Raw genomic sequence first — 24,594 nt, 5'->3', positions numbered from 1 at the left:
AGATGACTATTGCGAAGTCTGATGACGTCGGCCGAATCATCAAAAATGTCTATCGCGATAGCGGAATTTTACAGAACCCGTAGAATGAAAGTTATTACAATTAGAGATATGTCATTAATTTTATGAATCCAAGCCATTATGAAGTTTATTCGGATTAAATAGTATGAATTCATATACGATAGCATTCTTCACAAGCACACCCACCTTACCTATTATCGAATTGCAGTAACCTAGTCGATACATTTCCAAATCATTAATAGAATTCAGAAAAAATACACAGCAATACGTACTTAACTGCAGCAGTTTCACCCCTCTCATCTATTGTCATTCAAGGATTCACTTTCTACATTCCATTTAACCAACTTAATTCAAAAAAAATAAGGCAACTCAAGATGCAATAACATTTTTGAATCATGGGGTGCGGAGTGTGGTTTTGTTTCCATTCTAACCGGACATCTCTTTTTAAGAATTTTCGTATCAAGTTGATTCGGAATCCCGAAACTCGTATTGGTAAAGCTAACGGTATTCCGAACAAGAAAACTAGGAAGCCAATTATGTCTTCTTAATTGACAGAAAATTGACCAATATCATGAATGAAATAAAATAATTCCGCATATACTTTTATTTATCGCACACGAATTGCTTATAACAATAACATAAAGAGTTACATGATTATAAAAACTTAATCCAGTCCGAAGGATGTGTTGTTATTTTTAAAAATAATAGAAAAGGCATTTAAAAAATATAATTAATTTAAAAAAATACAGGCAAAGGGGAAGCGCCTCTAACATAATTAAGTTTATATAAAAAGACAGTGTCTAAAGGTAATCAGTAGAGCTTTTACTTAAAGCTTAACAACCCCATGAATTCACGCTTTAATTTTTAATCCAAATATTCAATTTTCATGGGTCAATCAAACATTAAATTTTGGAGGGAGCACAATGAAAGGTTGAAAAATGTTCATTTTTAATGAATACCTTATTTGGTACTGATTTTAGATGTAAATCGTTGTGATATGTATAGCTTGAATACATAACACTCATTACAAAATTAACGCTTAAGCTATCAAAAACACTATGAAAAAGTCCGCACCCTGTACATTTACTTCCATCAACCATCAAATACACTATGCGATGAGTTTTATTGGTGGGGGGGTTGAAGTTATTAGTTTTATATTTTTGTTCAAAGCATTAATAGGATTTATGACATCCAATTTGATATTCGGAATAAACACTTTCGCTAATGGAAAGTTTGACTATATTTCATTATATCATATTGGCATTGTTGTTATCTGGATGTTAATTGCAGCAATTCATCAGTTATGCATGATTAAATTCACGAACTTCAGAAAGAGGACGCCTTGGCATGGGTATGCCATTTCATTAACTATAAATTGCTTTTTATTAGCATCCTTTATTCTCATAGGGCAATACATGCTAACATCTGGAGTCTTAGGTAGCCTGCCAACCCCGTCAATAACACCTCTTATAATAATTGGCCTTATGTTTATGTATATCCAAAACTACTTAATTAAAAGCGGGGGAACAAACTATCCAACGACGACATCTGTCGTGACTACTGTGTATGTTCTAATGACGACAAGCCTCGTGAATTACTTGAATCATAATATTTCAAAATCAGAGCGGCAGGCCTCACTTAGAGAAGGCTTACATTATTTGCTTGTTCTTATCCACTTCTCAGCAGGAGCATATATCACTGCGAAATTAAGTTCGCACTTTGGATTTTATAGCTTATTTCTGATGTTGTTCATTCTTATTGCAGTAACAATGAACACATGGTTCACTCACAGCCGTTTTCTTTGCTCAAGCAGTGATGAAAATTCAAACGACAAAGCCATTTAAATGAAATAATCGATGCCAGCGTTCAAGATTTGTAAAGGATCTTTAGAAAAAAAACTGGCATCGTCTAAAATATTAAATATTTAGTCGCATTTGTTATTACCTCGAATAGAGAAAATAACAAAGAAATTTCACAACCTCGCACCCTTGGCAATATTCTGTTCATCCGTAATTTTGGACAGGGTTCTTCCAACCGGCTTCAGTATTTGAGTACGCATTCAATTAATTATACTATTACCTTCATGCTTATCCTTTCTACAACCCGTCATAAATTGTGAGATTATATGAGAACGTTTCCTTGAGGGACGGGAATCAAAATACTATTTAGGTCCATAGCTGATCATTATCCTGGCATGACTCAACTGGTTGAATCGGTGATTATTCATGTCTTCATTGCGGCTGTGCCACTTAAATCTGTCAATAATCTTAAATCTACATCGTCAGACCATCCTCACAGATCAGAGATTTGGTCAATGCCTTAAACGAAATGCATCGCTCAACTCAGATTCGAGTCATCGTACAGCGCGGCGGCAAGAGCCTTGTCACCTGTGCTTATGACGTCGTCATTCTCTTTCCCCCAGGCCATTAACTATAAAAACCGGATCACATGCTTTTGACATTCTCCCCACCCTAAAGGAAGGGGCTTCCCGCGAAAAGCCCTGGTGATTAACGCGAAATCCTTCAGGAGACAATAGCTACCCAGTGCGACGATAATCAACATCGTTATGCTCTAAGGCAAATTCGGTGATAGGGACTCATCAATGTGCATTCGGCATTGTGCCTGCGAGCATAGTTCTATAGAGACCATCCCGGGAACCTGGAGACACAGCGGTTCGACAGAATGTCCACATGACGCAATGCCTTTTCCACACTTCTGGTCTTTCTTCTCATGTACAAGGAGTTTTTTTTTCGAGCTGTGCATACAATATATGATGCCACAATAACTGAGGCCATTACTGACTAAAAGAACATAGGTGGGGTATTGGTAGAATTAGCAGCGCAAAGCCTCAAAAATGAAGACTAAATTGATTTATGAGAGGTTAGAGGTTTCTATCAGTAAGCGTCGTAAAACCCCTTCCTTTTTGTACTGAACCAGAAACAACAGGCAAGATCAAAATGAAAGTATTGGCGTTAAGAAGGGAGTTCTCACAGGGAGACAGGAGCAATATGTGCAGATACTCAATAAATTAGGATGGGGCGAACAGGTTCGCCCCATGATACTCATGGCTATCAGCTGTTTTTATATAACTGATAATATTCGCTAGCCATTTTCTTCAACATGCGCCCAATTTGGGCATATTGATATTCGTTAAGGTTCGCTAAAGACACGCGACCTGATGGATGTTGGCTACCAAAACCTTTACCCGGCAAGAGCACGATCCCTGTTTCCGAGGCAATGCGGAAAAACAGCTCATTATGCGAGAAGTTATTGCGTAACCACTGGGCAAAGTCTGCATCAAACAATTCGGTGGCGATGCTTTCTAAATCCAACAAGGTGTAATAGTCAACAGAGTACGGATCTTGTGGGATAGATACACCAAGTTCGCGATAAAGGGTGCACTGACGTTTACGGATAACTTTCTTCAGTACATTTTTGTAGAGATCATCTTCATCCATTAGCGCAAACAGTGAAAACATCACCATCTGAATCTGCTGGGGTAGTGAAAGACCCGCAGTATGGTTGAGGGCGACCGCACGGCTATCGGCTACTAATCGGTCGATAAAGTGCAGCTCTTCCACATTAGTAATAATTGACGTGTAACGTCGATTTAACTGCTCCTTCATTTCCGCAGATAAGTTTTTCAGTTTTTCATCGAGTACATTATGTTTATGGATCGCTATGGTACCCAGACGCCAACCGGTAGCACCAAAGTATTTTGAAAATGAATAGACGAGAATCGTATTGTGCGGACAAACTGCAAAGAGAGATTTAAAGTCATCAGCAAAAGTACCGTAAACATCGTCGGTAAGAATAATAAGATCCTTTCGGTCATTATCAACAATGCCCTTGATTGTATCCAAACAGCGGTCGTCGAGTTTAACCGAAGCAGGGTTGCTTGGGTTAACACAGAAGAAAACTTTAATCGCAGGATCTTTTAACTTCTCAAGTTCAGCGTCAGTATATTGCCAGTTATTCTCTGCATAAGAATTGATCTCTACAATTTCAAGACCGTACTCTTCAAGTTCTGGAATTTCAATATAGGGAGTAAAGACTGGCATTCCGATGGCCACTTTGTCACCCTTTTTGACAAGGTTATTCTCTTTGAGTGAATCGAATATATACGCCATCGCAGCTGTACCACCTTCAACGGCAAAAACTTCAATATCATCAGTTGAAGCATCGCTTCCTGACATTTCACGCAGTAGATAATGACGAACTATTTGTTCACTGATTTTTAACATACGTGAAGGAACGGGATAATTACAACCCAGGATGCCTTCTACAAGTTCTTGAAGATAACCTTGCGCAGATAAGCCGAGCTGATCTTTAACATAGCTTATGGTACTGCGTAGGAAGTTAACTTCTGGAAGGTGTCCATTTTCGTTAGTAAAACGTTCGAAACGGTCCATCATTCCTTCACCATCTGGAATGCCACCAATGTCTTGCTTCATATAGGAATAAGAAAGCTCAGATTCACTGGTAGCAAATAAACCTAGCTGAAAGAAAGCTCGGCGTGGCAACGTGGCCAAAAAGTTAGGATTACCACGGCCCGCATTTAACATGGTGTGATTTTTATCGCTTGAAGCGTGCTGGATAAGCTCATCTTTAAGTTCAAATGGGCTAAGTTGAGCAAGTTTTTTTAAATCAGTCATAATATAGTCTCTCTATAGTCAAACAAGTGCAACAATTAATGGGCCTAATAATGTTAAGAAAACATTAGCCAGAGCGTAAGTGATCGCGAATGGAACTGTAGGTACTGAATTTCCTGCCTTTACCAATATTTCACCAAATGCTGGATTGGCACTTCGCGTACCCGATAACGCACCGGCGAAGATTGCGGTATTGTCATAACGTAAAATATATTTACCCACCAACATCGTTATGATTAAAGGAATGATGGTCACCACCACACCAATAAAGAATATTGAGATACCACTGTGTGCTATTGTATGTATGGCTTGTTGACCAGACTGAAGGCCAACGACGGCGACAAATCCTGCTAGTCCGAGATCTTTCAATAGGCCAGATGCTGCTGTGGGCATATTCCCCATCACCATATGACGGGTGCGATACCAACCGAAAATCAAACCAGAAAATAGAGCCCCCCCCCCTGCACCTAGGGTTAATGGAATCGCACCAATATGAACAACAGCCAACCCAATTAATAAACCAACGGCTACACCGATACCGTGATAAATAAAATCAGTTTTCTCACTGACCGCGATGACAGGACCAATTTCTTGAGCGAGACGTAGAATATCTTCATTCAACCCATAGACAGTAACAACATCACCGGCCTTAATGGTCGTAGAACTTGAAAGAGGGACCCGTTGCTGTCCTCTTGTAAGATTTAAGAAATAGATGCCATGTCGTAGAGCCTTACTGGTAGTTTGTAGTTGCGAGATGGTTTTGTTTGCATAAATTTTGTTAGAAATGATGATATCCCGGGTGACTACAACCATTTCCATCCCGTCAGTATCGGTCGTTTCTGGACCAATTAGTTCATCGAGATGAACCATGCCAGCCCGTCTACCCACAATTAACAAAATATCTTCATTTTCCAAAACTAAATGGGAGCTTATGCCTAGAATGTCCCCACGACGTTTTATTCTTTCAACAGTAATTTTCCCGGCCGATGCACAATCTTCAATTTGCGAAACAGTTTTACCCGCAGCGTTAGCAACTTTAAAGACGCGTCCAACCAAATCGGGAAGTGCTGGTGTTTCACCTGGTTCGTATTTTTTTTGCCCACTTAATAAAGCCGCTTCGGCTTTAATGGCATCCTCACGCAATCCACGGCGCATAAACCATGGGAGAATGTTGACACAAATAATGATGGCCCCTAGGGAGCCGAAGATATAGGTGACCGCATAACCAATGGCTACATTTGACTGTAAGTGTTGAGAGATGTCTGGCGCTAAGCCTAATTTATCTATAGCTGAACTGGCTGTGCCAATAATCGCCGACTGAGTAAGTGCGCCTGCAGCGATGCCCGCTGCGGTACCTTTGTCGAGATCAAACATTCTGGCTAAGATTACAACGGTCACTAAACCGCTGATGGCTAATACGACTGCAAGAACAATCTCCTTAATGGTTTTAAGACCCAGTGAACTGAAAAACTGTGGGCCACTTTCAAAACCAACAGCATAAATAAACAGTGCGAACAATACGCCTTTGATACCATCATCAATCGTCACGCCAAACTGGCTTAAAATGACTGAAATGACTAACGCACCTGCTACACCACCTAATTGAAACTTGCCAAACTTAAATTTTCCAATCCATGTGCCTAGTGCGAGCGCAATGAATAGCGCTATCTCGGGGCTCAAATGGAAGATTGAGTGTATAAAATTCACGACCTATAATTCCTCATGAAGAATAAAGTATAGATTGAATTCACTTATCCAAAAAGGATAAATGAAGATTCTGGTTCCACGTCAATAATATTACTTAGCACAATTCAACCCTATGGTTACTCTGCGCTTTAGGAGGCTGAATTATATTGCTCGCATAGAGCGAAAAATAATGACACAGATCAATCAAAACACTCTGATTTAATATTATTAGATTTAATAATTAAAAGTTTCCGGATTCCCGAAAGATATTAGCAGCAATAATTCGGGAAACCGGAAATTTGGGCTTTATGTTTATTTTTTTCAGAACAAATAATTGTATAGAGAATATTCTAAACCACCTGTTCTTTTATACGCAGGTAGTGAGCATGGCCAGTTGTATGCTATAATTTCATAAGGCTACATTACATACGATCTATCGATACCCAACATGGGTTTGATCATCGAACGATTTGTTGAGGTTCCATGAGGCGTATCCTTTCGACATTTTCAGAGTCTCTCTTTCTAAAGAGGTCCATCAATCTTCGTCAAGCTCTGATTGTACTAATAATGATAATCATTACCTATTTTTCTTCTGCTGGGATTCTTATTTACACTGAGCTTAAACATCAAATTGATTTTTTGAGTTATCAACTCAATCAAAAAAGCCTTGAGTTGAAACTTCGGGTAAAGCGATACGAGTTTATTCCCTATTCACTTTCGCTTGATGACAAGATCACGCATTTCCTCCTTAAACCCAAGAAAACCAGTAAAGAACAGGAAACGTTGAGCTATTATCTGCATTCAATACAGCAAAATACAGGAGCATTGGCGGTCTATCTTCTTGATGATCAAGCATCTGTTGTTGCGGCCAGTGATATTGGCACCACGGCTAGTGCGATAGGGAAAAATTTATCATATCGTCCCTATTTTAAAGATGCAAAACAGGGTGAGACCTTGGGTTATTATGCTGTCGGGACCACGAATTCAGTTTCCGGCTACTATCAGGCGCATGGCATTTTCGTTGAAGGGGTTAAAATTGGAGTCATTGTAGTTAAGATCAACTTGAATGAGTATCTTAACAATCGCACCGTTGGATACCAGACCGTTTTACTGGACAGAGACAAGATTGTTGCCTGTTCTTCTAATCCTGAGTGGTTCTATCATGCACTAAAGACATTACCTGAATCAGAGAGCAATAAAATCAACCTGGAAAAAAGGTATTACAACAACAATATCAAATATCCTGAAGTCAAGCATAAAATGTTCCTTGGCGACAAAGCAGGGATAATTCATTTCAAAAAAAAGTATTTTATTTATACTTATCAATGCATCCCTGAATTCAAAATGGTAATAGCCACCCTACTACCTCTAGAAGCAGTTATAATGAATACGCTTCCTGATTCGATTATTATAAACTTGATTTTTATTTTAATTGTAATTTTGGTATTTATCACAAAACAAAGAAATCAGATTTCTAAACTTAAGATTGAAAAACAACAGGTACTCGAGCACCAAAACGAAAAACTGGAATTTTTAATCGCTGAAAGAACAAAAGAGCTAGAAAATAAAAGCATATTCCTCGAGATGGAAATCCAAGAACGGATTAACACTGAAACTATTTTGAGAAACACCCAAAATGAACTGCTACATAATGAAAAGCTTGCCGTTATAGGACAATTGTCGGCCGGCTTGGCTCATGAAATCAATCAGCCATTATCAGCCATTAGCATGATGTCCGCTAACACATTAAAATTTATGGATATCGGTGATATGGATGAGGCGAGAGAAAATATCAAGCGTATTTTACGGTCTGTTGATTTTATTGGTCAACTCAGTAATCAGCTTAGAACTTTCTCCAGAACGGGAGATGATACCGTAAACCCTGTATCGATAAAGATTAGCATTGATAATGCAATGCTGCTTCTGAGTCATAGGTTTAAAAAAATAGGTTGCGCATTGGTCAAAGCTCCCCAAGACGTTTGGTGTATGTGTAATCATCTAAGACTTGAACAAGTACTGGTAAACCTCATCAGTAACGCCCTTGATGCTGTCATGGTTAATGATCATGACCGAGTCATTTATGTCAGGGCGTTTATTGAGGGGAATTATGCCATCATAGAAATTGAAGATAGCGGTCCAGGTATCCCTGCAGAGATCAACGAGTCAATATTTGAACCCTTCTTTACTACCAAGAAGAATCATGGTTTAGGATTAGGATTGGCCATCTCTGCCGATATCATCAAGTCTTACCATGGTACCTTACGCGCAAGTAATGGTGAGCGCGGTGCATGTTTTACCTTACGCCTACCAGTGGCAAAAAATCATAGTAAGGAGTGAAATGATGAATAACGTCGATGTTCTGGTAATAGAAGATGATTTGGATGTTCAGCTTGGCTGTGTCCAGGCTTTGAAACTTGAGAAAATTCATGCAGTGGGAGTTGGTTCAGTAGAAGATGCTCGCTATTTTCTTCCGGCTTTGCGCCATCATGGTGTCATTGTGACAGATATGCAATTACCTGGCATGAGTGGTTTTGCCTTTCAGAAAAGTTTTAATCAGACTGACCGAGATGTACCTATCATCATTATTACCGGTCATGGTGATATCGAAACCGCCGTCGAGGCAATGCATAATGGTGCCTACGATTTTCTTCAAAAACCCTTTAGCCCTCAACAACTCACGAATATCGTCAGACGAGCACTCGATAAACGTAGATTGACCGATGAAAATCGCCAGCTCCGCCGCAGACTTATAGATGCCAGTGTGCTGGAGAGCCGCATAATAGGTAACTCGGTAGCCATTACAGAAGTAAGAGAAAAAATAAAAGATGTGGCAACGATACCCGCAAATATCATGATTTATGGCGAGACGGGAACAGGAAAGGAGTTGGTTGCTAAATGTATCCATGATCTCAGTGAACGAACCGGTCCTTTTGTCGCACTAAATTGTGGCGGAGTACCCGAACACTTATTTGATAGCGAGATATTCGGCCATGATTCAGGTGCATTTCTTGGTGCTTCCAAACAACGTATTGGTAAAATTGAGTATGCCGATAAAGGAACGCTGTTCCTCGACGAAATCGAGAGTATGCCATTAAATTTACAGATTAAATTACTGCGTGTTTTGCAAGAAAGGTGTTTTGAACGTTTAGGCTCTAATCAATCCTTGGCGATAGACATAAGAATCATCACGGCAGGGAAAAGCAATCTTCAGGAGCTGGTCAACGCAGGACAGTTTCGTTCAGATCTCCACTTTAGGCTAAGCGTAATTAATATTGAAATGCCACCATTACGTGAAAGAATAGAGGACATCCCCCTGCTTTTCAGCCTCTTTGTCCATCAGGCTGCATTATCGTTTGGTCGTAATATTCCAGAAATTAACCGCTCCTTTTTGCACGTGCTGATGTCAAAACAATGGCCGGGAAATGTGAGGGAATTGCGTAATCAAGCGGAAAGATTTGTACTTGGCCTACAGGACGTTAAAAGTGAAGATTGTATTGGAAAGTCCCTTGCAGATATTGTCGATAGTTTTGAGCGCAGTATAATACTCGATGAGCTTAATCAACACGATGGAAATTTAACCAAAACGGCTGATGCGCTAAATATAGCCAAAAGCACGCTTTTTGATAAAATCAAAAAATACTCTTTACATGAATGAATCTCTTTAATTGTCGATCACTGAATGCCACCTAGGCACTCCTGTTGTTCTGAGTTAAGCATATCACCTCTGTACAGGTGGCCAAACTCAGTAAATCTCTTCAATCGGCCAAAAGAAGTTTCAGTGATTCATGACGTCCCGGACGGTCAGACGACGTTTACAAGCCATCATGTCAACATTACGAAAATTTAGAATGAACATTATGCATTTACAGTTATTGAAGGCGTTACGTTGGCATCTGAAAAGCTCATCTGTTGTAAAAAATGCTCCCGAATGAGAGGAGGCACATCCGGCGACCGCGGTTTTGGGCCGCTGTTTAACTCTCCCCTCTCTTTGCATGAGGATGAGGTTGAGGTTGTAAAAGAATCCCGGGATCTCGCGATATCGTCGTTTTCCTGAGTCGGGGAATTGGAAAATCAGCCAATATCATTTTCTACGCCGTAGATATACTCTTTGCTCGAGAATTAACTTCCCAGGTTTTCGGATCTTCTTTGATAATTCTCTTTTAATATATCGAACTAAAAAACCTGTTACTTCGCATTGAAAATATACTCATAAAAAATCCTCATCGTAATAGGGATCGTATTGATATTTTGCAATGCTTTGATAAAAAGAGTTTCTATTACCTAGCTGTAATTTAATTATCAGTCGATGACGACTGGCATAAAATGCTTTCGTAGTGATTTTCAACCGTTCAACGGATTCATGCATAGTGAGACCATCAAATATACACATCATCGCGTCATTCTCGCGTTTTGAAAGATTTTGCTTAACTTTATAATTACACCGTGAATTATCGACAACAAGACAAATTAGAACATCATCCAAACTACTGCACTTGTCGATAAAAATAATATTTTTTAGTGATTTGAGAGCATAGTAATCCAGGTCATTGGAGATGAATGCAAAAATCTTTTTCCCATGGAGTACGTATTTTTTAACCAAGGAATAATCCGTAGTTTCGATATCTATGATGTAAAAATTTTGTCTAAGTAATTCCCCCCTTAATAACCTGCTAAAACACAAGTTGAAATAATAATTATTAGATATTACCGAATCAGAACAACACATACATCCCTCTACGCAAAGCTTACATAATCATTGCCGTAAGATTTACATACTTCATGAACAAAAAGTATCAGAGCAGGATGCAGACTTTGTCAGGTTTTCCCTACAGAAGTAATCGTGTTGTTGAATAAATTCTACCTCAAGCCGACAAGGTTAAATTAAAATTTCATCAATGCCTGCTCATTTCTTGCAGGACGAAGGGCAATGAATCACGAAGGGATGGATTGACAACGCCGCTATGGTCTAACCCGATATAACGGTGCACCTCGGCGCGCGTTCCCGCATGCTTGATATCTTGTGCAAACTTGACCTGCATATCAGTGGGTACATTCACGTCTTCATCACCTATACCAATAAAAACCGCATGATTAATCTTCAACGTTGGATAAACGAGATCAGGTAGAAGATTTGACAAGACATTATAAATATCTGGTTTAACGGTATTCTCCATGCTCAGTCTCTTCACTAAAACTTGCTCTGTTTGTTGATGAATACACTGTGTTAACGCGTCTTTTAATAAGGGTAAAGCAACCGGTAGAAAATAATTCATTGCGTCAAGTCCGGGGGTTCGGTTTGCCGCAGAATGATACATATAGAAAATATAGGGGATCTTTGGATCACCGCTCGCTGGGCTTTCACGAGGTGAGGTCAACAGACTTTTAACGGCTGACATGTCTTGCGGAAAATAAGGGGTGCCAGTGAGCACGGTAGCGACGATATTGAGCGAGGGTGCGTAGGTGGGTTGATACCCAGCACTTGAAAAGGCAGCATGTGCGCCCTGTGACTGCCCAACCAGTACCAGTTTATTTTGCAGAGGGAATGAGGTAATGGCTGCATTTGCCGCATCCAGAGTACTCCAGGCTTCACTACGTGCGTGGAGATAATGATGCAAGCCTTTTGACCCCAATCCGGCATAATCGGGGGCTACGACGGCAAATCCTAAGGAAAGCCAAGTATTGAGATACTGACTGTCACGGGCCGTGCGCGCATTAAGTGAAGGAGCGCAATCATGAGCCACCCCAACAGTACCGTGCATCCAAACAACGACAGGCCAGCCAACTGAAGGCGCGACGCCCCTAGGTATAAAGACAGCCGCACTGTCCACGCGTGGAGTGATACCGTCAATACCGTCGACAGAGGGATACTCGATACGATACTGCTCCGCAGCCTCAATGAGACCCCGGCTTTCAGGAAGACGTGTTTGCCAAATCATCTCACCGCCCCTACCCGTTAACTGAGCGAAGGCAATCGGGCAAAAGAGCCAAATAAAAATCCCCCACCAGCGTACAGGCTTCATAAAACATAACATTTCAAAGCGTCCAGGTTAACAGAGTGTGATCAGGCATCTGGTTCACCTGGATGACTTAAACGAAGTTTTTAATATTTAAGACTGTGCACTACACTTCCACCGCCCGTTGTATTGCATCAGCGAGAGGGGCAATGCTTGCCGTTGCTGCCCGAAGTTGATGCTCAATGCTTTGACCATCATTAGCATCTGCAAGTGTGGCTTTAATTAATTCAAGTGCAGTGTTGACGGCAATAACGCGCTGTTTTTGGATTTCAGATGTTTCATGAGGGAAATAATTTTCTAACATACAGCCTCCTTGTTGTGTGTTGCTTTCTTACCTGCAATGCAAGGTTATCTTAGTTCTTCTTTCCTTAACCAACCTTAAATGAAACTCAGTAGACTCTCTTTGATGTATCATCTTTTCTTTAAGACACATACTCACATTAAAGTGTTGGGTATTACATGCCCTTTATTGATTACCTTTGTAGGGATAAGACTACATACTCAGGACGCGGCACTCATATACCTTATCGATAGAAAATTATATCCTGATCACAAATCTGATATTAGTGTTCAGGAGAGCATTACGTGATTCTACGGCCTCCCGAACAGATATGTATTGAAAATACACTAATCAACGGCTTCTTTTTACTCATTGGATATGTGCATGCTTTATCAAACTCATATAAAATCTGCTCTTGTTTTTCTTACTATACTCTCGCCATTCACGCATGCCTCCGAATTCAAATCTGGCCAAGAATATCAGGTCATCTCGCATAACGTGCCCTGGATGCCGGACACGGTAGAATTCTTTTCGTTCTACTGCCGCCCATGTTATCTATTCAATTATGAATACCATATCGGTAAAACCGTAAGCCAGAATATGCCTGAGAATACCCATTTTGTGAAATATCACGTTAGCAGCATGGGCAGCCTCGGCAATGAGTTAACCGAAGCCTGGGCAGTTGCAATGGTGCTAGGGATTGAGGATAAAATTGAGAAACCTCTCTTTGATGGCATCCAGAAAAACCACTCCGTCACTAACGCCAAAGATATTGAATATATCTTCAACATGGCTGGGGTCAGTACAGAATCTTATGAAAATGTTAAAAACACCTTGCCTGTGAAGTCCCTTATTTATAAACAGAATGAAGCCGCTAAAGAACTGCGGGTTAACAGTACCCCGTCTGTGTATGTGTCGGGAAAATACTTTATCAACAATGGTGGCGTCGGGATATCTGTCGGTAATAGTGTCGAAAATTACACTGCAAGGTTCTCTTCATTGGTGAATTACCTCTTAATTACAAAACCGTAACCTTCTACATTTTCCTTGAAATCTTGCTGTCATATTGTCTCAACGTGTAGATAAGTATTGATAATCAGACTTGTCTACGCATTGAGCAATCATCAGGACAGCAATGATATTTTTATCCTCCCTCGTTTGATAGCCTCTTCATCACGCTCTCTATTTTCGCCAACACCACATGAAGCTGCTTGACCAACGTTGTAAAGTATTTCTTAATCTCATCAGGATCATTTTTGTCGATGGCTTTGTATTTCTCAAGTTGGTTGCAAAGCGCCTCTTCATTGAGTATCTGAGCTGTTCCGGAAAGGCGGTGAATCTTTTTGGCAATCACCTCGGGGTCTTCTTCTACGCGTGCTTGACGTAGTGTCTGGAGGTCAAATAAAACATCTGCTTGAGCTTGCCGCAAAAATTCGTAATAGGCTGCTCTGTCTTTGCCGAACAGTTCATTTAAGGCGGGAAATTCTTCCCGCTGCCGGCGTACTGGGCAGTTGAGAAGCAGCTCATTTAACTTTTGCAACCCGAGAGGCTTGAAGGACAGGTCATTCATGCCGGCCTCAATACACCGTCTTCTTTCACTTTCCTGAGCATGAGCGGTAAGGCCGATAATGACTGCCTGGTTATCAAATTTACGAACCGCACTGACAAGTTCGGCGCCGCTCATCTTGGGCATATCGAGATCGGTTATGATCAGATCATAAGAAGTATATTTGATCGCGGCTAATGCCTCCTTCCCATCACCGGCTTCTTCAGCCAGATATCCTAAGATCATCAGCTGTTTTTTCAAAAGCAGTCTGTTATTGAGATTGTCATCAACGATTAATATAGTCAAATCACTCTGCTTTACCGCGCAGGGACAGCATTCTTCTTGTGGCAACTCATACGTTCTGTTCACTCTAAACTTCACCGGGAGCATCAGCGTAAACGTGCTCCCGACGTTAGGTTCGGAAGAGACCTCGAGCTTACCTCCCATCATGTCGCTGAGATGGCGACAAATGGATAACCCTAGCCCCGACCCTGTCAACTTGTTGCCAGACTCCGTCTGACTGAAGGGTAAAAACAGTTTATTTTGTTCTGCGCATGAAATACCCACACCTGAATCGGTCACTGCGACCACCAGCATGGCATGCTCTACGTCCAGATACTCGATCCGGCTGGTGACGCAGACAGATCCTTTTTCCGTAAATTTGACGGCATTACTCAGCAGATTGACCATGATCTGACGCAGGGGTTGTGGGGCAAGGTAATATTCAAACGTATCATCGAGTGGTTCAGGGCATGACAACTGGATTTGTTTCTGTTCAACCAACCCATCAAACATATGGGTTATATGCTCAAACATGAACCCCAATGTCAGCCATTGATTGTTGATCGTGTAGTTTCCAGACTCAATTTTCTCAATATCAATGACATCCCCGACAACATCAAGCAATCCAAACGCGACCGAATAAGCCAGTCCGAAATCGTCGTCGTGTGCGTATTTGTGTTTTAAGATCTCAAGAAATCCCATCACTGCGCTCACAGGTGTCCTTATTTCGTGGCTCATTCTGGCGAGGAAAAGTCGTTTTGCCTCATTTGCACGAATAGCATTTTCTTTTTCCGACTGCAGACAATGCAGTAATTTTTTATACTCCGTCATATCTTGCCAGCCGCAAATAAAGGTTGTGGTTGACTCACCGTTCCGCCTGAAAGGCACAAACCAATGCTGTACATCCCGCGTTTGCCCACGAAGACCGAGTAGAAGTTCAGTCGTGACAACTACATGAGGAAGCAGACCAGCCTGAAGATGATTTTTAATTTGCGTAAACACCTCAAAAAGGGGATGACTGACGGAAATGGTATCAGTGGCGAAATGGGATCCTATGGAATGTATGTAAGCGGCATTAGACCTTAATATCTGTCCATTAAGGTCGACCATATACAGGGGAAAAGGAAGTAAGTTAGAGAGTTCATGGCTGTAGTTGAGTTGGTCTAAAAGATGTCTTTCAAATACCTTTCTTTTACGCACTTCACGTTGTAGGTATACAGCCCAGACCAGACTGCTTGCGATGAGCAGTAACAAAAAAGCCGAAACACCGTAAAATTCCCTACGATAAAGATTCCAAGTATTAATACCTGGGTCTGTAACACGGTTCCACTTATCAACCGAATAGAAAATTTGTTTTGAGGGCACGCTTTCTAACACTTTGTTGATGATAGCTTGCAACTCAGGTTTATTTTTATTGATGGCAAAGGCGATATTTGCCGGGGGAGCGTCGGGGATATCGGCGTAAGTCATTGCTCCCCGGAAATAGTGGTCTATAAAAAATCGTGCTGTGACTTTATTCGCAACGGCGATATCTGCTTTATTCTCAATCAGATAAGTCAATGCCTGAGTTGAGCTACCGACAGGAACAAATATTGCCTGTGGGTATTTTTTTTGTAAAAAACGAAATAATGCGAAGTGATTAGGTACAGCGATTCTGGTAAGTTTTGCATTGCCAGGCTGGGTTCTTTTATTATGTCGGGATATAAAAACGTAGGGTACTGAAAGATAACTGTTCGAAAAAAGGGCGACCTTCTCTCTCTCAGGGGTTGCCGTAGCAGCCGGGATTACTTCCCATTGACCATTTTTTATCCTATCGGCCATGTCATTTTCAGTATTCACATAATCCACATCAAATTTCAGGCCCGTTTTCAGTGAAATTAGCTGAATAAGGTCACCCGCCACGCCGTTAATATCCTCAGTGGTACTCATCATGGTTAAGGGAGCATAATAAGGGTTAGCTAAAATCTTAATGGTAGGATTCTTTTGTACCCATTGTTTTTCTTTCTCTGTGAGAGGCATTTCACCGGCTGTCAGCAGCAACTTATTGGTATCTAGCCAATAATCGAGGAGATTATTTTTTTGTCTTAATGACAGACGATGGCAAAAATCACTGACTTTAGCGTATAAGGAGGTGTTATGAGAATTGATAAGAAAATACTTTACAGATGCCTGCTTTTCCCACGCTTTTTTTATTTCAAGAGTATGTGAGAAATCATTGGTAAGGTAATACCCTGCATCAAGGTTATTACCAATATACATATCACTCTCTCCGCGTTCGACGGAACTCAATGCAGAATAAATGTTACTAAATCTTTTCACACAAGCTTGGGGGTAGGTCTTTTTGATGAAGTCAGTGTATACGGGATCGGATAATGTGGCGATCCTTTCATTCCCCCTCTCCTCCGGCAAGGATACCAGATGTTGCATGTTGGTAACGGCAACCATCTGCGTTTTTAATATCGGTATTCCTTGATAGGGGGTCTTTTTCGCACGAGAGATTTTTTCAGATGAGTCAGAAAATGATGTCAAAATAATATCTGCCTCTCCATTTACTAATGCTGTCAGTGCCAGTTCCCTGCTGTCATATATTTTGATTTTGCTTCTTACATTCAGGTGATGTGTTAAAAGTGAAATATATTCAGCATCGAGTCCACGAAAGGCACCATAATTATCGAGAAAACTCGAGGGCATCGACAGTGGTCGGTAAACTCCTACAGTCAGCGAACCAGGGTTAAGCGGTTCCGCTGAAACAGACGGCATGAAATCCAGTTCACTTTTTAATGTCACCTCATTTCCGGCAAATGTTATCCCTGTCCAAAATGCACAGAAAATAAAAATCCAGGGCAGAATATTTTTCATATCAAGTTATATTATTTCTGGCTGCAAAATTCACCAACTCAATTAATGAGCTGCAATCGAGTTTTTGCATCAATCGAAATTTATAAGTGCTCACAGTTTTAACATTAATTTTCATGGTTTGTGCCATTGTACCAATGCTCATCCCTTTCAAGAGATAATGCAATACCCTAACCTCTTGCTCTGATAAGCTTTCAATCTTCGTTTCTTCTGAAGATATATGTCCGACAAAACTATTCAATATGAAGGGGAAATAACTGTATCCATTTCTGGCCGCGTTAATTGCGCCGATGATATTATCTATGCCATTCTTTTTGCTGACAAAACCATTCGCTCCTGTTGCCAGACACTTTTTGCCGTAGAAGACATCATTTTTAGCTGAAAAAGCAATAAGGATACTGTCAAGCCCAGCGAGTCTGGCAGACCCAATCACTTCCAGGCCACTGATCCCGGGCATATCGATATCAATAATGGCAATGTCTGGCCTCATCTTCAGCAGTTGCCCAAGTCCCTCCTCGCCCTGTCCACACTTATTTATCACATCTATACCATTTTTATTGAGCAACGTTTCCAATGCCAACATTGCCATAGGGTGATCGTCGATTATGATGGCCGTGTCGATGCGTGTGGAATGGGCATTCCCCCTACCCCGCAGCGTGCATTTACTCTCTGTACTCTCATTCATTTGTGACATATTCAGTCCGGATTATTACGGCAACCTTTTGGCAGCATTCCCAACGCACGCAGACTTTATTCCGTAGGCGCTTGCGCGTTAAAAAGGTTTACAGTTGGGAGCATCATTTGCTGATACAGTTCCCTTTCATTTATTTCATCGATATCCTGAGATCTAGGTATTTCTTCCTCAACAAGAACCTCCGTCTGGCAGGTAATACACGGTGCCTGAGCTTCAGCTTGGTCAACCTCGATTGGAGGGGCTGATGCAGCATCTTCTCCTTTGCCCAGCCCACGACTCGTTAATGCTTGGATGCTTTCTTGCGCTAAAACATCTCCTTGATGTGCAGCCAACGTGAGCCATTCGAGTGCAAGGGCATAATCCCGCGGTCCGCCTTCACCTTCTCCAAGCATAATGCCCAGACTATATTGAGACAGCATATGGCCGCCTTCGGCTGCTTTGCGTAACCATATCCGTGCCTTTTCCGGAGACATATCGACATCCTTACCCTCTCTGTATGCAATCCCCAGCCGATATTGTTCTTCCGGTGTACCCTGCTCGGCGGCAGCGCTAAACCACTTTTCGGCCTCTGCCTGGTTTTTTTGAACACCCAGGCCATTGCTGTACATCACGCCGAGATTGAACTGCGCGTCTTTGTAGCCACTGTTTGCAGCCCGAATAAACCAACGAAAGGCTCGTTGATAATCCTGCAAATTTGCACTCCCATCCGCGCTCAGCACCCCAAGATTGTAGGCAGCTTCTGCATCTCCTTGTTTTGCCGCTTCCATCAACCAGCGCTGCGCCAGTTCGAGGTTACGCGTTTCTCCCTTGCCGGAGGCATACATGACGCCCAGCCTGACCTGCGCACGCACATCTCCGTTTGAAGCCGCAGACTGTTCATCTGTTCGCAACGTTTCTGCGTTGACTGACAATGTCGGGAGGAGAAAGAAGACGGTAAGCCACCCCATCACTACGATTTTCTTTTTCATTACTTTTCTCTCTAATAACAATAGGGTGGAAACTGTTAATCCGTTATTGCTTCACAGGGATCGTGACATCATTCGCCATACGAAAACCGTATCGGCTTAAAGGCGTCAGCTTTAGCGCTTTCACAATTCCTTCCACATTCACAGTTTTTACCTCGCCAGAACGAAGATAGAACTGGCCGATCCCATGCCCTTTACCATCCGGTAATGTTGTGAAATTAGGCGACATACGAATGACCTGTTGTCCCTTGTTGGTAAGGGTTAACTGGTTACCGGTTTGCTTGACCGACATGTTTTCCCAAGGTTTCTGACTCTCAACCATTCCTTCAGGGATCACCAACATCGCGACTTCCTGACGTATAGGCATCTTAGTGACATTTTGTTTCGCCGCGCCTACCCCCTGAAATGAAGCTTTGAGCAGCAATTCATGCGGGACCGCGGTACCTTTTTTGAGTACAAAGTTAATTTGCTGACTTTCCTCAGGTTCAATACGGATGATAGGGGGAGAGACCAAGATATCTTTAGCAATAGGTTGGTCGCCTGGAATGTCCTCTACCTGCGTGGACAATAAGATAGGCTCCTTCGACATGTTCTTCACACTAAAGACCTTACGGCCATCGCCGGCATCGAGGATCACGGTCATTGTTTCCAGTTGGAAACTGGCATGAACAACAGGCGTAGCCAGAAGGGTGGCGAGGGCAAAAATCACTTTTCCGGCATGGCGTTTAGTTTGTTGCACTGCATAAAACGGATTAAACATGAAAACTCCAGGGGTTGGTTTACTTACAATACGCATCGGCTTCTTCGTAAAGCGCGTTAGGGTCAAAATATTCAGGAACTTTAAAACTCAGACGGCAATCACTCTGGTTGGGAATACGAAGAAAGAGCTGTTTATCAATTTGATCGTTACTTAACATTAGATTGCCCTTACCCATCACTACTCCGGCGAGCACACCTTGCTTATCCAGCGCGCTCGCACCTGTAGGGGCCATTTCACCATTGAGCATCTTGACGGTGAGGAGAAGTTGCTTGACCACGGCGGCTTTGATTTCGCGTGTGATGACCGTCCCCCGGGAAACAGCGACGTCAAAGGAGGTACTTCCCAGGCGAACATTTAGCGGCAAGTCTTTCGTGTTAAGCTGTATGGTGGTTTTCTTGTTCACCGGCATTGAGGGTATCGCTGCCGTGCCAAAATGATTGGTGATGGTTGTGCCGCTGCCCATGGCACTCACTCTTACGCCGGGCTGTCCGGGCACACTCACAATCCCAAAAGTGTCGCTGAGGGCATAAGGAGACGTGGCGAATAATCCGTCGGCATACGCGGTGGCGCCTGAAGCAGAGAACATCATGGATCGGGAACTGTCATCCCCCCACGTTCCGTTGGCAGATAACTGGCTGTAAGCAGTTGTTGCCCGTACTGAACCGTTAAGACGACTTTGATCCCCATTATGACTGGCACCCACAGAGTAGCCCCAGAGGTCATCCGGATTATGAGAAAAGGTGGTAGTGTAGTTATTTTCACCCTGATATCGCTGCATCTGGCTGCTCAGGGAGGAGCGTCGTCCAAGCGGCACTGACGCACTCAGGAACACACGATTATCCCTGTCACTGGCGGCCTGGAAACTGAGATTCATGGTGACAAGACCAAATTTTCGACCGTAGCTGAGGGTATGCAACAGGGTGGCCTGTTTCTCGCCGTAAAACTGGTTGTAACCAAGCCCATATCCAAATCGTCCCCACACTGCATCAGCCCAACTAAGGGAGAGGGACGTCGAGGTCGAAATACCGGTATCCTGTGTTTGCCAGTTCTGCACCTCTTCTGTCTGAGGTTTAGGCTCACTGCGTTGCAACGACGACTCAAGCGTTGGATATTGCGCACTGCGCATCAGCGTGGTGAGTCCCAGAGAGATTGATCCGAAAGCCAGCCCCACACCCGTGTCTACCTGCAACCCTTGCTCATCGCGGCTCCTGGCCCCCGTCATCCCCACTCCAACGGTTACAGGGCGATCCCCTGACCAGTAAAGATTGATCCGGCTACCCGCGGCCTGATAGAGGCTAGAGAGTTGGGTTCCGCCTGAGAACTGCGCGCCCCCAACAGAGATGTCCCCTTCACCACTGACAAACAGCGGTTTATCGCTATCGTTTCCGCTGCTTCGGTCACGATAGGTTCCTAGCGCAAACTGATAGCTGAGGGGGCCTCTTGCATTTTTGTTAAGCGTTGAGGTATTGACCTGGAATCGTTGCGTCTGGCCATCATTTTGCAAAATGCTCACATCAAGCGGCTGTCCGCTTGTGACACCATTTATGCGATCCAACTGAAATGGACCGGCTGAGACTAAGGTGCGGTATAGCAGACGCCCGTTCTGACTCACTTCGACCGTCGAGGGGGCTTGTGTCAGTCCGGTTATAGGCACTAACAAACGCCCCCCATCTTGTGAGGCAGCGTCGCTAAAGAGCTGCAAACCATTGAGCGGGGTGCCCCCAAACTGGGCTCCCTGCGTATTAATCTGCCCCATCTCCAGAATCGCTTTTAAGGGTTCAATAGCACGGCTTAGGGTCGTCTCGTTGAATTCGTATTTAGAGCTGTCGTTACCCGATGTAAAGCTGCTGTTGTTTCGCAAGACCCAGTTGCGCAGGTTCATCCCCGTTTCAAACTGTCCCTGATAGAACTGCTGCGAATCACGGTTTTGCATACGCATGCCGTAGACACGGTAATTGTTGAGCAGAGCAAATCCACCTGAGGTGAGGTTGCTACCACGTAATTCATCGTCAAAAGCCTCTTCCGGCACGACAACATCAATGCTGAACCTGGCTGGATGGGGCGTGATACGTGCCTCTGGGATCAGCGTATTCAACGCGACACATCCTGGCCCTTGAGGTACAGCTTTTAAACGTAACAGTTTCAGCAGTTCAGGTGTGGCGCAGACCTGGCCGTGGTCGCCCGTGGTAATGGTGGTGGAATAATTACCAGCACCGTTGACATTCATCACGACGTCATGCTGACCGGGATAAAATTGATTGCCGTTTTTGAAAAATTGAGCGACTTCTGGGCCATAACCCAGAGACTTCAGGGAATCCAGATCAAAATCAACTACACCAGTAGATTTGTTGACGGTGTCAATTTCACTTGACCGCGCAGCCGTCGCCCCTGACAGGGCAATCAGAATTCCGATAACGAGCGGAGAATAACGCATAATAAAGACCTGCCAGATTCCTTCCGGAGGAAATTAGCTTTCGCCACATCCAGAATAATTACTAATGAATAATCAAATACCAAAAGAGAAAATCATCTCCGCCTGACCATTAAGCTCAGCCCCATTAACCAAAGGACCATTGGTAAACTGCAAACTATTTAACAAAGGAGATACTGTAATATCAGCAAAAAATAATTTCCCATTGCTGGCTTCACCATTGCTTTCCGTCCATCCATAATATTTTTCGGTTGAGACATCCCATTTGGCGGCGGGTACCCCGGGGACGGACGCATCGCTGGTTTCATAGACCTTGGCGGATTTACCATCAATACTGGCATTGCTCAGAGTGATTTGATATTGCCCCAGATAACCTCGCCCGTTGACCATACCCAGGCCAAATTGGGTACTGTCTCCTGCTGGTGCACTGTTACTCTGGATATCTCGCACCTGAAGAATAAGCGTTGTCGGTGCGTCACACACGACTGCCCACCGTCTTGTCATCGGCGGTAGCGATGTGGTTTGCTGCAGGTGAAACTGACTAGCATGAAGCTGTGCGTAAGCATATTCTCCCCCATCCGGGGCCTGAATATCACAAGAGGGTGCGGCTTGTATCTCAATGGGCGGGATCTCCATTTGAGCAACACTTCGCGCTTTGGCGTTTGAAGATGTCCCGATGACTAAAAGAGTCAAAAGAATTTGCACAGACCAGCGATAACTGAAATGACATATTAATTTAAAGGTAATCATGTATATTGACCTGCGTTTTACTCAGCGACAGAGGGTAAGGTCGCGTGACTCACGTCGGAGAAATAAATAGCGTTATTCTTGTACGAATTATCTGGAAGGGATAATACTCTTATAAGACTTACATCCTATGAGAATGCCATTTCAATTCGGTAAGGGATTTCCTACTCATGTAGGAAATCACAACATATTGGGAGATTAATTCTTATTAAACACCGAAATTAAAGGTCAACATGACATTGCTGGTATAGTCAATACCGTCTGAAATATCAACACTCTGCTTTTCAAGTTCATCTTTGGATAAGATATATGTAGCGCTCCAACCATAGTTTTTTATTGTAATATTATTTATTGATGCCGAGAACTCTTTTGCCGAAATCAAGTCAAGATTAGATGGATCCACAAATTTTTGCTGTGTTTTAGTCCAGCCGATGGTAGCGTCTTTTACTATGTATATCCCGGAATTCCACGTACCATTATCATTAGTACCATCATTGGCCCGGGAGAGATAAGCTTCTTTACCATCTGCCTTTATTTTAGACCACATATATGATATGCCACCGATAGTTTTATCAGGAGCGTTTACATCTACCAGATTGAACGCAGTAGCGCTCACGTTAATATTCATCCCCGGAGGCTGAATAAAAGGATTTTGATAAGTATCCGTCGCCTTAAAGGTCAGATAGGTTGCAGCATCACAATCTACGGTTAGCGTATTAGTGACTCTAGGCAGGCCGTTATACCCCGCTGACTGAGGAATCACCGAGGGAGATACTGCACCCAGGTTATAAATCAAATCCGCCTGGTCACCGCCGTTCACCGTACAGGTTGGCGGCTTGATGTCGCCGTTGATTTTCAAATTCGCCACCGGCGCCGCCGTCACGCTTGCACTGGCCAGCACGGAGGCCACTAAAATCCCAAGGGTTTGCTTATTCATATTGCTTCCATCATCGTGTTTATTATCAAATTAACCCGCCCTCTCAGGCAGGTTCGCAAGAATGACAGGCTTAGACACCGAAGGCGAACGTCAGCACCGCGTGGCCGTCCAGCTGTGCCGTGCCGTCGCTGCTCTTCATGTCCGCGTTGAGCGTAGGCTGTACTGCGAAGTCAGCGGCAAACACCTGAGCGGCGGCCAGTGTGTCTTTGTCAGTCGCCCAGGACACCGTCTGCGTTTTATCGATAACGCCACTGGTCGCGTAAGTGCTGCCCACCAGCACGCCGACTGATGTATCCGCGGCACTTTCATTCGCTTTGACCGTCGCATTTTCCATGGTCACTTTGTAAAAACCGACCTTGGTGTCGTCGCCATACAGACCCAGACCAAAGTTGGTATTACCTGCGGTCAGCTCGGTACCCGCGCGCTCATCGGTGGCGTTGAAAGCCAGATAGGTCTGTGCGTCACAGACCACCTGAATATTTTGCGACTGCGGTGCCATAGTCAGGTTGCCACTCGCCGGGAACAGACCCGGAGAGACATCAAAGGTGTACAGCACGTCGGCTTCATCTACGCCGTTAACCGTACAGGTCGGCGGCGTGATGCTGCCGGTGACTTTGAGGTTAGCAACCGGTGCGGCAAAGGCAGAGCTGGCAACGGCGGTCAGGGCGAGGGCTAACAGGGATTTCTTCAACATGGGGTTTATCTCACTAAGTGTAAAAGGCACGC

At 43.3% G+C, this 24,594-nt stretch carries 16 protein-coding genes; 4 read left to right on the top strand and 12 right to left on the bottom strand.

The window, feature by feature from the left end:
• Positions 1–1,076 precede the first annotated feature (1,076 nt).
• Complete coding sequence (locus D5398_RS16815; protein ID WP_120508651.1) at positions 1,077–1,862, top strand: YoaK family protein; 786 nt, start codon at positions 1,077–1,079, stop codon at positions 1,860–1,862.
• 1,227 nt (positions 1,863–3,089) lie between these two features.
• On the opposite strand, the gene D5398_RS16810 is transcribed toward D5398_RS16815, so the two are convergent.
• Complete coding sequence (locus tag D5398_RS16810) at positions 3,090–4,673, bottom strand: bifunctional aspartate transaminase/aspartate 4-decarboxylase (RefSeq protein WP_120508650.1); 1,584 nt, start codon at positions 4,671–4,673, stop codon at positions 3,090–3,092.
• A gap of 18 nt (positions 4,674–4,691) precedes the next feature.
• The gene (gene aspT / locus D5398_RS16805) at positions 4,692–6,377 is read right to left on the bottom strand and encodes an aspartate-alanine antiporter (RefSeq protein ID WP_120508649.1); all 1,686 of its coding nucleotides are present in this window, start codon (positions 6,375–6,377) and stop codon (positions 4,692–4,694) included.
• A 546-nt stretch (positions 6,378–6,923) separates the two neighbouring features.
• Between aspT and D5398_RS16800 the strand changes: the two genes are divergently transcribed.
• Both D5398_RS16800 and D5398_RS16795 read left to right on the top strand, forming a co-directional pair.
• On the top strand, positions 6,924–8,693 hold the full coding sequence (locus D5398_RS16800) for a sensor histidine kinase (protein ID WP_162940778.1): 1,770 nt from the start codon (positions 6,924–6,926) through the stop codon (positions 8,691–8,693).
• A 4-nt stretch (positions 8,694–8,697) separates the two neighbouring features.
• Complete coding sequence (locus tag D5398_RS16795) at positions 8,698–10,011, top strand: sigma-54-dependent transcriptional regulator (RefSeq protein ID WP_208645990.1); 1,314 nt, start codon at positions 8,698–8,700, stop codon at positions 10,009–10,011.
• Positions 10,012–11,248: 1,237 nt separating this feature from the next.
• Here D5398_RS16795 and D5398_RS16785 read toward each other — a convergent pair.
• Both D5398_RS16785 and D5398_RS16780 read right to left on the bottom strand, forming a co-directional pair.
• Positions 11,249–12,376 (bottom strand): alpha/beta fold hydrolase, encoded by a 1,128-nt coding sequence (locus tag D5398_RS16785; protein ID WP_208645988.1) that lies wholly within the window; start codon positions 12,374–12,376, stop codon positions 11,249–11,251.
• A 100-nt stretch (positions 12,377–12,476) separates the two neighbouring features.
• On the bottom strand, positions 12,477–12,674 hold the full coding sequence (locus D5398_RS16780) for a hypothetical protein (protein WP_120508645.1): 198 nt from the start codon (positions 12,672–12,674) through the stop codon (positions 12,477–12,479).
• 360 nt (positions 12,675–13,034) lie between these two features.
• Between D5398_RS16780 and D5398_RS16775 the strand changes: the two genes are divergently transcribed.
• Positions 13,035–13,682 carry a DsbA family protein gene (locus tag D5398_RS16775; protein WP_162940777.1) on the top strand — a complete coding sequence of 216 codons (648 nt, stop codon included), beginning with the start codon at positions 13,035–13,037 and terminating at the stop codon, positions 13,680–13,682.
• A gap of 112 nt (positions 13,683–13,794) precedes the next feature.
• On the opposite strand, the gene D5398_RS16770 is transcribed toward D5398_RS16775, so the two are convergent.
• The 8 genes from D5398_RS16770 to D5398_RS16735 form a co-directional block, all read right to left on the bottom strand.
• The gene (locus D5398_RS16770) at positions 13,795–17,337 is read right to left on the bottom strand and encodes an ATP-binding protein (RefSeq protein ID WP_120508643.1); all 3,543 of its coding nucleotides are present in this window, start codon (positions 17,335–17,337) and stop codon (positions 13,795–13,797) included.
• Position 17,338: 1 nt separating this feature from the next.
• Positions 17,339–18,028, bottom strand: coding sequence for an acid-sensing system DNA-binding response regulator EvgA (gene evgA, locus D5398_RS16765; protein WP_279635010.1), 690 nt, complete (start codon positions 18,026–18,028; stop codon positions 17,339–17,341).
• 56 nt (positions 18,029–18,084) lie between these two features.
• Positions 18,085–18,996 (bottom strand): tetratricopeptide repeat protein, encoded by a 912-nt coding sequence (locus D5398_RS16760; protein ID WP_120508642.1) that lies wholly within the window; start codon positions 18,994–18,996, stop codon positions 18,085–18,087.
• A gap of 43 nt (positions 18,997–19,039) precedes the next feature.
• Positions 19,040–19,753, bottom strand: coding sequence for a fimbria/pilus chaperone family protein (locus D5398_RS16755; RefSeq protein WP_120508641.1), 714 nt, complete (start codon positions 19,751–19,753; stop codon positions 19,040–19,042).
• A gap of 19 nt (positions 19,754–19,772) precedes the next feature.
• On the bottom strand, positions 19,773–22,187 hold the full coding sequence (locus tag D5398_RS16750; protein ID WP_120508640.1) for a fimbria/pilus outer membrane usher protein: 2,415 nt from the start codon (positions 22,185–22,187) through the stop codon (positions 19,773–19,775).
• A 72-nt stretch (positions 22,188–22,259) separates the two neighbouring features.
• On the bottom strand, positions 22,260–22,934 hold the full coding sequence (locus D5398_RS16745; protein WP_120508639.1) for a DUF1120 domain-containing protein: 675 nt from the start codon (positions 22,932–22,934) through the stop codon (positions 22,260–22,262).
• Between the two features lie 205 nt (positions 22,935–23,139).
• Positions 23,140–23,868: a type 1 fimbrial protein gene (locus tag D5398_RS16740; RefSeq protein ID WP_120508638.1), complete on the bottom strand. Its 729-nt coding sequence runs from the start codon at positions 23,866–23,868 to the stop codon at positions 23,140–23,142.
• A gap of 70 nt (positions 23,869–23,938) precedes the next feature.
• A complete protein-coding gene (locus D5398_RS16735; RefSeq protein ID WP_120508636.1) occupies positions 23,939–24,562 on the bottom strand; it encodes a fimbrial protein in 624 nt (207 codons plus the stop codon).
• Positions 24,563–24,594 lie beyond the last annotated feature (32 nt).

Origin of the sequence: Rahnella bruchi (genome assembly GCF_003614975.1) — a bacterium.
GTDB classification, from domain to species: Bacteria; Pseudomonadota; Gammaproteobacteria; order Enterobacterales; family Enterobacteriaceae; genus Rahnella; species Rahnella bruchi.
Note: the sequence above shows the minus strand (reverse complement) of the source record. Positions and strands in the feature narration are given on the sequence as shown.